We start from the raw sequence: 14,551 nt of genomic DNA on the forward strand, positions 1-14,551 counted from the left end.
GACGTCTCCTGTTGCTGGCCGCTTCAGCCTTCGGGCGAAACGGCACGGGTTGTTTCCTCTCGACGCCCTAAATCCGCAGATCTCTCAATCGCGGAATCAGGAGCGCGGCTCCGGTTGCTAGTGCTCGTGCTCGTGCGGCGAGTATCGCGCGTCAGCAAGCGCAGCGTCCACGTCGCGACGACGAACGGCGCCGTCATCGCTGGCAGGCCCGACACAATGGCAGCCTCCTGCATCGCGACGGATACGCCCACGCCAGCGAGCGCCGCCAGCACGCCGCAATCGGCCAGCGCAAGCGCCGTGAGCGCGCCATTGAATCCTAACAGGCCCGCCGCGAGCGATGCACTATCCGCGCCGATCAGCCAATGCGCCGAGGTCGCGAGCGCCGCGCCTGCGAGCGCAAACAACGCGGAGCGCATCGACGACAGTGCAATGCCGCCAAGTATCAACACGCCCGCGAGCGCGCTGCCCGCAAACGATGTCTGCGCAACACCCGCCAGCAAGCCGCGCATCGGATCGAGCCACGAAACCGCGTCGCTCGCGGCAACGTGCGCCGGCGCCAGATAAACAAGCGGCAGCCACGCCCACGTCACAAGCAGGCAAGGACTCGAATAAAAGCCAAGGCCGCGCGAGCGCAATAACCGCGCCCACGGTCCGAGCAGCCATGCAGCCGCCGTCGCCGCGAGTATCGCAACGGCCATCGCGGTGGCGTCGTCGGCGATGAAGGTGGACGCGGCAAGTCCCGCGAGCGCGCCGTTGAAGCCGTGCAGTCCGTCGCGCGTATCGGCGGGATCGTAGCCGCGCAACACGGCGCCGACGTTCGCCGCGATCGCACCCGTCAGCGCGGCGCATGCGAGGCGCGCATCGCTCACGAGCCACGCCGCCAGCACGCACGCGCCCGTCGCCGCGTTCCGTTGCAGGACGATCTGACCGAAGCTGCGCAGCAGCGTGCGCAATGCGTCGAATGGTTCTTCATGGAGCGCGGCGGACATGGGGTAATACCGTTTCAACTGACGTTACGAAGACGTGACAAAGCCGCGCGAGGCGGAACTCACGCGGCGCTTTCGATTCGAAGCAGACGAAACACGAGCATAGGGCAGGCGAGGCGCGAGCGGCATGCGCGCGCGTTGATAGCGGCTATTTGAGCGAGGCAGTCGGCCGACTCATCAGTCCGCGTGGCGCGCTACGATGTCATCCACGGGCGCGTCATTCCCGGCGATCCCACACAGGAGACAGATTCATGCGTGAAGTGCGATGGACCCCGGAAGAGGGCGAAGGCGTCGAGCATCTCGCATTCGACGCGCGCGTCGACGGCTTTTACGCCGAAAGTGTGCTGGTCGGCGAGCGCGATGACCGCGCGTACGGCCTCATGTACCGCGTGAAATGCGATCCGCAATGGCGCACGCTGCATGCGTGGCTAAAGGTGACGGGCGGCCCCGAACTCGAATTGCACGGTGACGGCGAGGGCAACTGGCGCGATGGGCATGGGCTTGTGCTGACATCGCTGGCGGGCTGCATCGATATCGACATCGCCGCCACGCCGTTCACGAACACGCTGCCGATCCGCCGTCTGCAACTGGCCAAGGGCGCGCGCGAGACGATCGCCGTCGTGTTCATTTCGACGCCCGATTTACAGGTCTCGCGGGTCGAGCAGGCGTACACGTGCGTCGAACCGGACAGCGAGTATCGGTACGAAGGCATCGATACCGGCTTCGCGGCGGAACTGAAAGTGGACGAGGACGGACTCGTCATCGACTATCCGATGATGTTCACGCGCACGTTGCCGCTAGTCTGACGCGATGCTTCACGCTTGCCGATGAACGCGTCGATGCGATTCGGCGCAGTGCGTACAGTCGCTTTAGTCGCTGGCGGCTTCGGCGTCGGCGGGCAGTGCCTCGCTGCCCTGTCCGAGCGCGCGCTGCATCACCGTCGAGTCGAGCCATCGGCCATGCTTGAAGCCGACCGCCTTCAACGTGCCGACCAGTTCGAACCCGGCGTTACTGTGCAGCGACAGCGAGCCACCGCGTCCGCCATCGGCGATAACGGCGATCATCTGGCGCCACGGGCCCTGTTCGCATCGCTTGATGAGTTCGGCGAGCAGCGCGCGCCCGACGCCGCGGCCACGGCATGCATCGTCGATATAGATCGAGTCTTCGATCGTAAAGCGATACGCGATTCGCGGACGATAGAGCGTCGCATACGCGTACCCCGCGATCTTGCCGTCGACAATCGCCACGATATACGGCAAGCCATGCGAAAGCACGGCGGCGCGGCGCTGCCGCAAATCGTCGACGGACGGCGGCGTCTCTTCGAACGAAGCGACGCCTGTCAGCACGTGGTGCGCGTAGATGGCCTGGATGGAGTGGAAGTCGGCGTCGGTGGCGTCGCGGATGACGGGCGCGGCGGCCGGGGAGGTCTCGCTCATTGTGTCGGGCTTGCTGTGTCGAGGCTGGAAAGCTCTCACTATGCCTGCGGCGTGCGAGGAAATGAAGCGGGTCAAAAATGGCGGCGGTGTGCGCCAGGGGCGCCGATGACGGTGAGCTGATCCAGGATGGTGAGTAAATCCAGGATGGTGAGCCGATCCAGGATGGTGAGCAAATCTAGGATGGTGAGCCAATCCAGGAGCAACGGCTGTCGCGCGTTTGCGCTCATCGAGGCGCCGGTACAATTCGAACCAGCCATGCCGATGCCACACATAAAGTGCCTTCCCGCTTGCAGGAGCAACCATGTCGACCGCTTCGTACGCCCACAAGCCGCTGACGCCGTTTCGCCGCGCGCTCGCGCGCTTCTCGCTTTCGGAAAACGCCAAGTACGTGAAGCTCGCGCTCGGGCTATGGATCGGCTTCTGGATTCCCTATAGCCTCGGTTATCCCGAAGCGGCCGTCGCGCTCGCCAGTTCGACGATGCTCACGCTCGCGCTCGGCAGCTCGATCTCCGCCGCGCGCGGCTACTTCTATCGACGCGTGATGTCGAACGTCGTCGCGATGCCGATCGCCACGCTCGTGATCTGGCTCACGGCGCCGCATCTGTTGCTCGGCACGCTGCTGCTGCCGCTCGTGATCTTCGCGATCGTGCGACTGAGACCGTCGCTATTCCAGATGACGAGCATCACGATTCCGATGACGCTCGTGCTCTACACGGGCGAACATCTTCCGCTGCTCGAACAGCGCCTGATCGGCGTCGTGCTGGGCATGCTGCTCGGCTTCATCATCCAGCAGATCGTCTTTCCGCCCGATCATGGCTTCTGGGCGAATCGTCTCGTCAACGATGGCAACGAACAGGCGTTGCAAGCGCTCGGCCAACTCGCGTCGGGCCAGCACGATTCGGCGCAACTGAAAACGATCATCGGCCAGTTGCGCAAGTCGAGCACCGACCTGAAAGAATCGCACGGCCTGCTCAAGCTCGATCTGGAGCAGGCGTGGATGTCGCCTCATCTGCAACGCAATCGCGACCGGCTGCCGCTGTTCTGGTGTTATCACGAACTGTTCGACTCGCTCGTCAACTTCCTGGAGACGCTCGATACGTTTCACGAGCAGTTCACCGCGCTCGATCCCCGCTGGCGCGAAGCGTTTCTCGCCGGGCTCGCCAGGCTGCTCGACGCGCACGGCAAGCTCGCGCTGGTGGCCGATCTGCGTGTCGAGCGCGCGGCGCTCGAAGCGAAGCCCTTGCAGATGGATGCATTGCGCGACATCGTCGATACCTTGCCCGCGCCCGGCGTATTCACGAGCGTCTATCTGGGCCACCTGACGGGTTACGGCATTCTGCTGTGCCGGCTGAGCGACATGCATACGCAGCATCTGGCGGCCGCGCAGCCATCGACTGCGACGTGAGGCGCGTCGCAAAAGGCGCATCGACAAGCGGCATGTGAATAAGCCCTCTATACCACGGGCCGCCCGCGTACCGAACTGTCGATTAACATGCGTGCTTTTGCAACCTTAGCCTCGCCTCTGCGAGCTTTGTCATGAACCTGCTGTTACGCCTGTTCCTCACTTTCATGTTGAGTCCGCGTCGCGGGCATCTGCATGTGCTCGATACCTGTGTCACGCCGTTTCGCGTGTGGCCCAACGATCTCGACGTGCTGCGCCATATGACGAACGGCCGCTACTTCACGATCCTCGATCTGGCACGCGTCGACCTGATGATCCGCGCGCGCGTATGGCCGCAGATCAAAAAGCAGGGCTGGTATCCCGTCGTCACGCTGGAGACGATGCGCTTTCATCGCTCACTGGAGCTATGGGACCGCTACGACGTGGCGACGCGCGTGATCGGCTGGGACGAGCGGCATGTGTTCCTCGAGCAGGCGTTTATCCGCGATGGCGTGCAGGTTGCGCTGGGCGTCGTGCGCACGCGCTTTCTGAAGCGCAGCGGCGGCACCGTGCCGACTGGCGAGTTGCTCGGTTTGGCTGGCGTCACACAGGTTTCGCCCGCGTTGCCCGATTGGATCGTGCAGTGGAGCGCGGCGGAAGGCGGGATGACGCCGCCCGCCGCACCGCGCGAGATGTCCGCGCGGGGTTGAACGGCACGCGACGCGCTCGCTGAGCTGCGCGTCGCGCGAAGCCAAGGTCAGGCGCGTGCCGTTGCATGCGGCACGACGACCGCGCCGTGCGGTCCATCGCCTCCCGGTCCACCGGGTCCGCCGCCGCCGGGCCCACCACCGTGGCCCGGCCCGCCGCCCCAGCCGGGCACCGGTCCCCACCAGCATCCGGACAACGTGGCGGTCAATGCGGCCATGACGGCCAGAATCGCGAGCTTGCGCATCGATTGCTCCTTCAATGAGTTGTGCGTGTCGCTGCACCGCTGCGAGCATGCGCGGCGCAGTGCGAAGCCGCACCTTACCCATCCTGGGCCAATCGCGTTTAACAGCCTCGTTACATAATCAACAGAAGTTTGCGAGTCGCGGCGTGCTCGACGTGCGTACAAAGATGCTGCGAAGGCCCGCCACGCATGGCGTTCCGCGTTTCCGATGCGCGCCGGCGCCCGTCACGCTCTGTCTGACTTTGTAAGGAGCGTTAAGGCATTCGCAGGCGAGCCACGTCGCCTTACTTCTTCTTGCGCCGCTTGCTGTTCGCCTCGCGCCATTCGATCATCGCGCGCAGCAGCACGACGCTCTGCTCATCGATGATCGCGCAGAGCTGCTTCAGCCGCTCACCGTCGATCGACTTCCACTGCAACGCTGCCAATGCCGTGCAGCGCGTCAGATGAAAGGACACGAGCTGTCCATTGATCGCCAGCAGCCGGATCACCGTTTCGGGATCGTCAGCAGGCCTTCCCAGCAGGCGCCCGACGATTTCCGAGCTCACGCTCAGAAGCGGTTTGCGCATGCGCTCGTTCAGGCGTTCGGCGGCGAACGCCGGGCCGAGTCCCGCCTGCTCGCGCGCCATGAACAACCGCCAGGTCGCGGGCGTCTCCGTCGTGAACAGATAGCTGGCGACGCGCGCCTGGATCGCGCGAAACGCGTCGATCAGTGCGTCGTCGGAAGGGTTCGCGTCGAGCACGGTCTGCGCGGCCTCGACGGCATCCGCGAAGTAGTCTGCCACGTTCGCCATGATGTATTCGACGCAGGCCTGATAGACGCCTTCCTTGTTGTCGAAGTAATACACGAGCGCGGGCGCGTTGACGCCCGCATGCTCGGCGATGTCGCGCGTGGATGCGCCTTCGAAGCCGCGTTCGCCGAACAGGCTCAGCGCCGCTTCGATGATCTTCGCGCGGGTCTCTTCGCCGCGCTGGTAGCCGCCTTCCGCTGCGGGGCGGTGTCTCGGTGTGCGTGTCGTCACGTTGCTTTAGCTTTGCATGGGACCGGCTAAGGCGCCAAAGCGCCAATACCGATCGACAAGAAAATAGACGATGAGCGCAAAGGTAAAAGGTAAGGATCGTAAAAACAATATTGTTGACTAAATTGTATCAACTGGAATAATTATAACGATCGGTATAAATTATCTGAGGTCAACATGTCAGCCACTTTGCCCGTCGAAGAATCGGGGCGCGCCGCAAGCGCGCAACGGTCCAGAAAGAAGGGCGTATTTCTCATCATCGGCGGGGTCGCCGTGCTTGGCGCGATTGCGTGGGGCGCGCACTGGTGGACGGTGGGGCGCTTCATCGAAAGCACGGACGACGCGTATCTGCAAGCCGACGGCATGACCGTCGCGCCGAAGGTGTCGGGCTACGTCGCCGACGTGCTGGTCGGCGACAACCAGACTGTCAAGCGCGGCCAGCCGCTCGTGCGGCTCGACAGCCGGCAATACGACGCGGTGCTCGAACAGGCGAACGCGACCATCGCCGCGCGCCGCGCCGACATCCTGCGTGGCGAAGCGGAACTCTCGCAGCAGCAGGCGGCCATCGCGCAAGCCCGCGCGCAACTCGACGGCGCGAGCGCGAACGAGGCCCACGCCGCCGATCAGGTCAAGCGCTATGAGCCGCTCGCCGCGACGGGCGCCGAAACGGGCGAGCGCGTCTCCGAGCTGCGCAACACGCAGCGTCAGGCGAGCGCCACGCGCGCCGCGGATGCCGCCGCGCTGCAAAGCGCCGAACGCCAGATCGCGACCACGCACGCCGCGATCGAACAGGCGCGCGCGCAACTGACCGCCGCCGAGGCAAGCGCGCGCCAGGCGCAACTCGACACGCAGGATACGGTGCTCACGAGTCCCATCGACGGACGCGTCGGCGACCGCAGCGTGCGCGTCGGTCAATACGCGCAGCCGGGCTCGCGCTTCATGACGATCGTGCCCGTGCAGGATGTGTATCTCGTCGCGAACTTCAAGGAAACGCAGATCGGCATGATGCGTGTCGGGCAGCCGGTGACGCTGCGTGTCGACGCGTTGCCGGGCACGAAGCTGCACGGCAAGATCGACAGCTTCTCGCCGGGCACGGGTTCGCAGTTCGCGTTGCTGCCCGCGCAGAACGCGACGGGCAACTTCACGAAGATCGTGCAGCGCGTGCCCGTGCGCATCCGGCTCGACGTCGGGCAGGAAACGCGCAAGGTGCTGCTGCCGGGTCTGTCGGTGAACGTCGACGTGGACACGCGCGGCGCGCGAGACAACGAAGCGCGCATCGAACGCGAGAACGGCCGTGGCTGAGCACGCGGCCGCAAAACCGGCCAACGCCACTGCCGCCGACTGGACGGCTGTCGCCGCGGGCGCGCTCGGCGCGCTGATGGCGACGCTCGACATCTCGATCACGAACTCCGCCTTGCCGCAGATTCAAGGGCAGATCGGCGCGACGGGCACCGAGGGCACGTGGATATCGACGGGCTATCTGATGTCCGAGATCGTGATGATTCCGCTCGCCGCGTGGCTCACGCGCGTGTTCGGGCTGCGCAATTTTCTGCTCGGCAACGCGACGCTCTTCACGCTGTTTTCGATTCTCTGCGGGATGTCGCACAGCCTGCCGCAGATGATCGTCGGGCGGATCGGCCAGGGCTTTGCCGGCGGCGCGATGATTCCGACCGCGCAGACCATCGTTGCGACGCGGCTGCCGCGTCACCAGATGCCGATCGGCATGACGATGTTCGGACTGATCGTGCTGCTCGGGCCGTTGCTCGGGCCTGTGGTCGGCGGATGGCTCGCGGAGAACATCGACTGGAGCTGGTGTTTCTTTCTCAACCTGCCCGTGGGCGTGGCGCTCGTCGTGCTGCTCGTCGCCGGGCTGGATAACGCACGCACCAACTGGCAGCAGTTCGTGCGCGCGGACTGGCTCGGTATCGTCGGGATGGCGGCGGGGTTGAGTTCGCTGACCGTGGTGCTCGAAGAAGGGCAGCGCGAGCGCTGGTTCGAATCGCCGATGATCGTGTGGCTGAGCGTGGTCGCGGCTGCCGGCATCGTGCTGCTGCTCGCGGCGCAGTTCGTCTCGAAGCAGCCGATCGTGCGTCTGAAGCTGCTGACCAACGCACGCTATGCGAGCGTGATCTTCATCGTCTTCACGGTCGGCGCGGGGCTGTACTGCGTGTCGTATCTGCTGCCGCAGTTCCTCTCCGGCGTGGCGGGCTACAACGCCCAGCAGTCGGGCGCGGTGATGCTGATGTCGGGCCTGCCCGCGTTTCTGATGATGCCCGTGCTGCCGCGTCTGATGGGACGCGTCGATACGCGTCTGCTCGTGATGGCGGGCCTTGCGTGTTTCGCGGGCAGTTGCATGCTCGACATTTCGCTGACGGCGCAAAGCGCGGGCGACGACTTCACGTGGTCGCAACTGCTGCGCGGCGTGGGCCAGGTGCTCGCGATGATGCCGCTGAACCAGGCATCGATGGCGGCCGTGCCGCGCGAACAGGCGGGCGACGCAGCGGGTCTCTACAACATGGCGCGCAACCTGGGTGGCTCGGTGGGGCTCGCGCTGCTCGGCACGTTCATCGACCGGCGCAATACGTTTCATGACGACATGATCCGCGAGTCGGTGACGGCGAATTCGCTGATTGGTCAGGAGCACGTCACGCAGAGCGCAGCGGGCTTCTTCTCGCAGCATGGCGACATGGCCTACGCGAAGATGCAGGCGCTCGGCCAGCTCGCGGCGCAGATGCAGTTGCAGGCGAGCGTGATCACGTTTTCGGAAACGTTCTACGTGCTCGCCGTCGCGCTGCTGCTGTGCATTCCTCTCGCTTTTCTTCTCAAGAAGCCGGCACCGGGCACGCCGTCGGCCGGACATTGAAACCTGTGATGAAGCCATTTGATTTTGCCGCTCAGCGCGGCGCTGCTGCCGCGCGCCCCGATTCCCGTTTTGTGTCGCGTCGCGTTTCGCGTGTCGCATCGATGCTTCCAGCCGTCGCGGCTGCACTGACTGTGCTGCTCGCGGGCTGCACGGTCGGCCCCGACTACAAGGGCGCGCCCACCACGACGAACGCCAGCAGCTTCAAGCGTGCGCCCGATGGCGTCGTAGCGACTGCGCCGGGCGTCGCCGCGTGGTGGGTCGCGCTCAACGATCCGCAATTGACTGCGCTGATCGAAGCGGGGATCGACAACAGCCCGGACCTGCGTGCGGCGCAGGCGCGCGTACGCCAGGCACGCGCCGGGCTGACGCAGCAGCAAAGCAACGCGTTGCCGAAAGTCGGCGCGACCGTGGCGTATCTGCGCACGCGCGAACCCGATCTGTCGTCGCTGAGTGGTGGCAGTTCCGGCTCGTCGGGGCGCGGTCCCGTCGCGCTGTATCTGGCTGGCTTCGACGCGAGTTGGGAATTGGATCTGTTCGGCGGCACGCGTCGCGCGGTCGAAGCGGCGTCGGCGGAAGCGGACGCGTCCGAAGCCGACCTCGCCGATACGCACGTGCAGCTCGCCGCGGAAATCGGCAGCGCGTATGTCGGCTTGCGCGATCAGCAACAGCGCATCGCGATCGTGCGCAAGTCGGCGGAGCTCGAAGAGCACGTGCTGTCGCTGACCGAGCAGCGGCGCGAGCGCGGCGTGTCATCGCAAGTCGATGTCGAGCGCGTGCGCACGCAGGTCGAGAACACGCGCAACGCGCTCATCCCCCTCGATGCGCAGATCGCCGAATCGCTCGACGAACTCGCGCTTCTGACGGGCCGCGAACCGGGCGCGCTCGACGACATGCTGAAGCAGCCCGCGCCGCTGCCCGCGCTACCGCAGACGGTTGCCGTTGGCGATCCGGCGCAATTGCTGCGGCGACGTCCCGATGTTCGCGCAGCCGAGCGGCGGCTCGCGTCACAGAGCGCGCAGATCGGCGAACGCGAAGCGGACTGGTTTCCGAAAGTCACGCTGTTCGGCAGCCTGAGCTACAGCGCCGCGGACCCTGGCCATCTGGTGCGCAAGGACAACCTCACGTGGCTCGGGGTGCCGTATCTGCAATGGAACGCTTTCGACTTCGGCCGCACGAAAGCGAAAGTCGATCAGGCGCGCGCGTCGTTCGACGAAGCGCAGGCGAAGTACGAAAGCACCGTGCTCGGCGCGCTGCGCGATGCCGATGTCGCGCTGTCGCGCTACGGGCACGAGCGTGAGAATGTCGTCAGCCTGCGCACGGTCGAAGGCTCCGCGACGCGCGCAGCGACCTTGACCGAGCAGCGCTATCGCGCGGGCACGGCGACGGCGCTCGACTGGATCGACGCGGAACGCACGCGCTATACAGCCGAGCAGAATCGCGTACAGAGTGACGCGCAACTGATCAAGGACTACGTCGCGTTGCAGAAGAGTCTGGGGCTTGGCTGGGAAGGTACTGCGTCCGCGCAGTAGTCGTGCGAGAGGACGAAAAGAAAAAGCGCCACTGCGTGAGATGCGCAGTGGCGCTTTTTTGTGCTCGTCGCGTCAATGCGATTTCACTTGCCGCACAACAGCAGCAGACGCTCCTGATCGGAGCACGGACGTTTATTCACTTTCGGCGCGGCAGGTTGCTGCTGCACCGCTGCCGTCGCGCCGCCTGCCGGCATCGACGCCCGGCGCGCGATGCACGAGCGCAAATGCCGTTCGATAGGCGGATAGTATTGCCAGCCTTTCGTGAGCGGCGGCAGTTCGAGCTTGACCTGCTTCCACTTCGGATGGCCTTTTTCCTGCAGCACGTCGAAGTTCTCGCACAGTGAATCGGCGAAGCGGTTCAGGTTGCTCACCGTGTCGCGCAGGCCGTAGTCATAGGTGACGAGAAAAGCTTTCACGGTCAGCGTCGGTACGTCTTCCTTCAGCCAGTTCGGATAGCTGCTCTGGCGGATCGTCGCCGGAAAATAGGTTTCCTTTGCGCGCGTGGTTTCGGCCGCGTTGGGATCGGCGCGCAAGATACGGATCTGCGCGAGCAGATCGGGATTCATATCGGTGAAGAGCTTGGCCGGTTGTCCCGCGACGATCACGGCCACGTCGATCTTCTTCACGACGAGCGCGGCAATCGCGTCTTCGTTCGAAAGACTCTGGACGTTCTGCTCGGGAATCGGCTGATTGAACATCAGGTGGTAGAGCGTGGTCGACGATTGCGCCGTGCCGCTGCCGATCGGCCCGATGCTGATGACCTTGTCCTTGATCTCGTTGATCGTTTTCATCGGCGAGTCGTCGCGCACGACGAAATAGATCTCCTCGTTGTAGAGCGGCATGATGAGCCGCAGCGGGCGGATCGTCGTGCCCGCGTCGGCATTGCCGGAATTGGCCATGTCGATATACGCCTGATACACATCCGATTGCACGAGCGCGAGCTTCACGCCCGGCTCGAAACGCATACGCTGCACGTTCTCCGCGGAGCCTTTCGACGGCATCACTTCGAGGTCGATGCCCGCGGGCTGCGCGACATACTTCGCGAGATCGGCGCCGATCTGGATGTACGTGCCGCGTTCCTGTCCGGTGACGATCTTGTAGTGCGCGCTGACCCCGGCCGCGACGGCCAACGACGCGATCATCAAGCACATCAGTCCCGTCAATCCCGTCAGCATTTTTTTGAGCATGGTCTACCTACCTTATGGTGTGTTGAACAGCATGCGCCAACGGCTGACGCGCATGTTCCGTTACATCAGGCATTGCAATGCGTTAAGTAGCTTCGTTTTCTCGATTGCGTGACGTGCTCTGCTTGCTCTACTGTTTGTTCGCTGACGGCGCCTTCTTCCAGCCCGATTCGCGGATCGCGCGCATTTGCGCTTCGATGCTGCTGGCGGCCGTGTTCGTTGCTGGGGGAGTGGCTGCGTTGTTCGTCGTTGCCGTGTTGTTCGTGGGCATGGTGGGCGCCGGCGCAGCGTTCGCGTTGGCTTGCGGCGTCGTGGCGCGCGGCGCGGCCGCGGTTGCGCCCGACAGCGGTTTCCAACCCGTCGTAAGAATCACGCGTTCGAGCAGCGCCTGCGCGTCGACGCTGCTGACGTCGATCGCGAGCGCTTGCGCTGCGCGCTCGCGCACGCAGCCCCATAACTTGTCTTTCGCACAGGTGGTCGCAACGCCGAGCGCAACGTCACGCTTGTTCTCGCGATCCTTCAGATCGCTTTGCATCTGCATCGCTTCCGCATTGCTCGCCTCGACAGACAGTGCGTCTGATAGCGCAGACTGCGCTTCGGCAAGGTTGTTGTGCGCGAGCGCGGCGCGCGCCGCGCGTAATGCATCGGGCACGTCCCGGTAGTGCTGGGCCACGCGCGGGCGCGGCGGCGCGATGGGCGCGAGCGGCGTCTTTGCGGCGGGCACGTTGGTCACGTTGGCGGTCGGTGTGTTGCGCGCGCTTTGCGGCGCGGTGTACGGAGAAATCGATCCGCCCGACGTGCTTGCGCTGTTCGTCGCTTCGTCCGTGGCCGTGTCCTGCCTGTGGTTGTCGCCGAGCAGCAGATAGCCCGCGTAGCCGAGCGCGACGATGAAGAGCAGCAGCACGACGCCTTTCGTGGCGAGCCAGCGGCCGGCCGATTGCCGCAGCGGTGGCGGCTCCTCGATCGGCGGAACGGGAAGATCGGGCGAGGCGAGCGACGGGAGGCCGGCTGCCTCAGGGGTATGGACTTCGTCAGGAGCGGGCGGCGGGCTGTCTACGGCTCTCAGTTGTGTACCGGCGCGCTTGCGCTGGGTTCGTTCGAGAGGATGATCGGCGCCGCAGTATGGGCAGAACTCGACATGCTGGTACAGCACGCCCCCGCACCGTGTACACGGCGTTGGGAAACCCTGGGCAGGTGACGTTTCAGCAGACATGCTTAACCCCAACCAGTTGTAGGCGATGCCATTTCGGCATGCTCAGGATCGAAGTTGAAGCAAACTCGCAGTTGGCGGAACTCGCGATCCACATGCGCTGGGTAGCGGCCGGCCCAGTCCTTTCGTTACGGGGCCGCTGTGTGTGCCAATATGGTTTCTTTCGCTCGTCGCGTCAATCGACGTTGTTACCTACCGAACACAATCGTGTCGTGATTTCAGGCGGGAAACGAACGCGCATCAGGGTTTTTGCATAGACGCGAATACAACGTGGCGCGTCACTGATTAATCATAGGAAACACATCGATCAGATCAAAGGCCGGCGTGCAAAGCGGCCGGCCCATGTATGTGAAAACTGCAGAGCATGTCGATTGAATGCTGCACGTCTTTTGTGCGTGACGTTGAACGCGAGCGTGCTTCTGTTTGCTAGCGTTTGTCCGTTTTCGACGAGGCTTACTGCTTGCGCAGCGGATGATCTCTCAACAGCCATGCAAGCGCGAACGCGAGCACCACCACGCACGCCGCGACGACATACACCGTATGCAAAGCGCTTGCGAATGCTTGCAGATAATCGTCGCGCAACACGGCAGGCAAGTGATGAATCGCAGCGGGGCCGAGCGCGTGCGGCAGTTCGGTGTCGGGAGGAATCAGCGCTTGCAGGCGCGAAGCGAGTCCGTTCGAAAAGATCGCGCCAAATGCCGCGACGCCGACCGAGCCGCCAATCGAACGGAACAGTGTCGCGCCCGACGTCGCCGTGCCGAGATGCTTGAACGGCACGGCATTCTGCACGGCGAGAATCAGCACTTGCATCACCATGCCGAGACCGCAGCCGAGCACGCCCATGTACGCATACATCACATGAACGGGTGTCTCGAGCTTGAGCGTGGTCAGCAGCACCATCGCGACGCCGACGAGAAACGTGCCCATGATCGGGAACATCCGGTATTTACCGATCCGGCTGATGATGCGGCCCGTGATGATCGACATCAGCAGCACGCCGCCCATCATCGGCAGCATCTGCATGCCGGCTTCCGACGGCGTCGAATTCTTCACCACCTGCAGATACATCGGCAGGAACGTCACCGAGCCGAACAGCGACACGCCCACGATGAACCCGATCGCGCTCGACAGCAGGAACGTGCGGTCGCGAAAGAGTTCGAGCGGCATGATCGGCTCGACGGCGAGACGCTCTTCATAGATGAATCCGCCGATACAGATGAACGCAAGCAGCAGCGTGCCCCAGAGTTGCGGCGACGTCCACGGCAGCACCGTGCCGCCCTGGCTCGTGAACAGGATCAGGCAGGTGAGGGCGCCCGCGAGAAAGGCCGCGCCCATGTAGTCGATGGTGTGCTTCACGTGCGCGACGCGCGGCTTGAACACCGCGCCGATTACCAGCAGCGCGACGATGCCGAGCGGCACGTTGATATAGAAGATCCAGCGCCACGACAAATGGTCGACGAGAAAGCCGCCCATCATCGGACCGATCACGGTCGCAAGACCGAACACGCCGCCGAACACGCCCTGATAGCGGCCGCGTTCGGCAGGCGGGATGACGTCGCCGATCGCCGCCATCGTGATCACCAGCAGTCCGCCGCCGCCCAGCCCTTGCAACGCGCGCAAGAGGATCAGTTGCGTCATGTTCTGCGCGACGCCGCAGAGTGCCGAGCCGATCAGAAACAGCACGATGGCCGTCTGCAGCACGACCTTGCGGCCGAACAGGTCGCCGAACTTGCCGTACAGCGGCACGACGATCGTCGACGTCAACAGGTATGCGGTGACGACCCACGACAGGCTGTCCAGTCCGCCAAGCTCGCCGACGATAGTAGGCAGCGCCGTCGACACGATGGTCTGGTCGAGCGCGGCGAGCAGCATCACCAGCAGCAGCGCCGGAAACAACACGCGAAGAGACGGGCGCTCGATGGCTGCGGGCGCCGCTTCGGCAGGAAGAGTCTGGCTGTCCATCTGGGCTTCCATGGCTTTAAGATCTCTTGAAATTA

General features: G+C 64.3%; 14 protein-coding genes. 6 read left to right on the forward strand and 8 right to left on the reverse strand.

Translation table 11 applies throughout. The features are described from left to right. Positions 1 to 23: 23 nt before the first annotated feature. Positions 24 to 989 carry an urea transporter gene (locus tag C2L65_RS21055; protein WP_042314746.1) on the reverse strand — a complete coding sequence of 322 codons (966 nt, stop codon included), beginning with the start codon at positions 987 to 989 and terminating at the stop codon, positions 24 to 26. Positions 990 to 1,237: 248 nt separating this feature from the next. Between C2L65_RS21055 and C2L65_RS21060 the strand changes: the two genes are divergently transcribed. Beyond that, positions 1,238 to 1,792, forward strand: coding sequence for a putative glycolipid-binding domain-containing protein (locus C2L65_RS21060; RefSeq protein WP_042314747.1), 555 nt, complete (start codon positions 1,238 to 1,240; stop codon positions 1,790 to 1,792). Positions 1,793 to 1,855: 63 nt separating this feature from the next. Here the strand turns inward: C2L65_RS21060 and C2L65_RS21065 are convergent, their stop codons facing one another. Then, positions 1,856 to 2,422, reverse strand: coding sequence for a GNAT family N-acetyltransferase (locus C2L65_RS21065; protein ID WP_042314748.1), 567 nt, complete (start codon positions 2,420 to 2,422; stop codon positions 1,856 to 1,858). Positions 2,423 to 2,493: 71 nt separating this feature from the next. Continuing rightward, the gene (locus C2L65_RS45580; RefSeq protein ID WP_156132397.1) at positions 2,494 to 2,649 is read right to left on the reverse strand and encodes a hypothetical protein; all 156 of its coding nucleotides are present in this window, start codon (positions 2,647 to 2,649) and stop codon (positions 2,494 to 2,496) included. A 74-nt stretch (positions 2,650 to 2,723) separates the two neighbouring features. On the opposite strand from C2L65_RS45580, the gene C2L65_RS21070 reads away from it, so the two are divergent. Together C2L65_RS21070 and C2L65_RS21075 are read left to right on the forward strand one after the other, a co-directional pair. Continuing rightward, positions 2,724 to 3,827, forward strand: coding sequence for an aromatic acid exporter family protein (locus tag C2L65_RS21070; RefSeq protein ID WP_042314749.1), 1,104 nt, complete (start codon positions 2,724 to 2,726; stop codon positions 3,825 to 3,827). 131 nt (positions 3,828 to 3,958) lie between these two features. Beyond that, complete coding sequence (locus tag C2L65_RS21075; protein ID WP_042314750.1) at positions 3,959 to 4,513, forward strand: acyl-CoA thioesterase; 555 nt, start codon at positions 3,959 to 3,961, stop codon at positions 4,511 to 4,513. A gap of 47 nt (positions 4,514 to 4,560) precedes the next feature. Here the strand turns inward: C2L65_RS21075 and C2L65_RS21080 are convergent, their stop codons facing one another. Together C2L65_RS21080 and C2L65_RS21085 are read right to left on the reverse strand one after the other, a co-directional pair. After that, entirely contained in the window at positions 4,561 to 4,770 is a 210-nt protein-coding gene (locus C2L65_RS21080; RefSeq protein ID WP_229514579.1) for a hypothetical protein, read from the reverse strand. 266 nt (positions 4,771 to 5,036) lie between these two features. Continuing rightward, positions 5,037 to 5,771, reverse strand: a complete 735-nt coding sequence (locus tag C2L65_RS21085; protein ID WP_042314753.1) for a CerR family C-terminal domain-containing protein — start codon at positions 5,769 to 5,771, stop codon at positions 5,037 to 5,039. 174 nt (positions 5,772 to 5,945) lie between these two features. Here C2L65_RS21085 and C2L65_RS21090 point away from each other — a divergent pair, with 174 nt between their 5' ends. The 3 genes from C2L65_RS21090 to C2L65_RS21100 all read left to right on the forward strand — a co-directional run bounded on the left by C2L65_RS21090 (position 5,946) and on the right by C2L65_RS21100 (position 10,160). Further along, positions 5,946 to 7,070, forward strand: coding sequence for an HlyD family secretion protein (locus C2L65_RS21090; protein ID WP_042314754.1), 1,125 nt, complete (start codon positions 5,946 to 5,948; stop codon positions 7,068 to 7,070). Beyond that, entirely contained in the window at positions 7,063 to 8,631 is a 1,569-nt protein-coding gene (locus tag C2L65_RS21095) for an MDR family MFS transporter (RefSeq protein WP_042314755.1), read from the forward strand. Before C2L65_RS21090 ends, C2L65_RS21095 begins: the two co-directional genes overlap by 8 nt. A gap of 101 nt (positions 8,632 to 8,732) precedes the next feature. Then, positions 8,733 to 10,160, forward strand: a complete 1,428-nt coding sequence (locus tag C2L65_RS21100) for an efflux transporter outer membrane subunit (RefSeq protein ID WP_042314766.1) — start codon at positions 8,733 to 8,735, stop codon at positions 10,158 to 10,160. Between the two features lie 83 nt (positions 10,161 to 10,243). Here C2L65_RS21100 and C2L65_RS21105 read toward each other — a convergent pair whose 3' ends face one another. The 3 genes from C2L65_RS21105 to C2L65_RS21115 all read right to left on the reverse strand — a co-directional run bounded on the left by C2L65_RS21105 (position 10,244) and on the right by C2L65_RS21115 (position 14,516). Then, complete coding sequence (locus tag C2L65_RS21105) at positions 10,244 to 11,347, reverse strand: TAXI family TRAP transporter solute-binding subunit (protein ID WP_042314756.1); 1,104 nt, start codon at positions 11,345 to 11,347, stop codon at positions 10,244 to 10,246. 127 nt (positions 11,348 to 11,474) lie between these two features. Continuing rightward, positions 11,475 to 12,497, reverse strand: a complete 1,023-nt coding sequence (locus C2L65_RS21110; protein ID WP_229514575.1) for a zinc ribbon domain-containing protein — start codon at positions 12,495 to 12,497, stop codon at positions 11,475 to 11,477. Between the two features lie 510 nt (positions 12,498 to 13,007). After that, a complete protein-coding gene (locus C2L65_RS21115) occupies positions 13,008 to 14,516 on the reverse strand; it encodes an MDR family MFS transporter (protein ID WP_042314767.1) in 1,509 nt (502 codons plus the stop codon). Positions 14,517 to 14,551 lie beyond the last annotated feature (35 nt).

The organism is Paraburkholderia terrae (assembly GCF_002902925.1).
GTDB lineage: Bacteria > Pseudomonadota > Gammaproteobacteria > Burkholderiales > Burkholderiaceae > Paraburkholderia > Paraburkholderia terrae.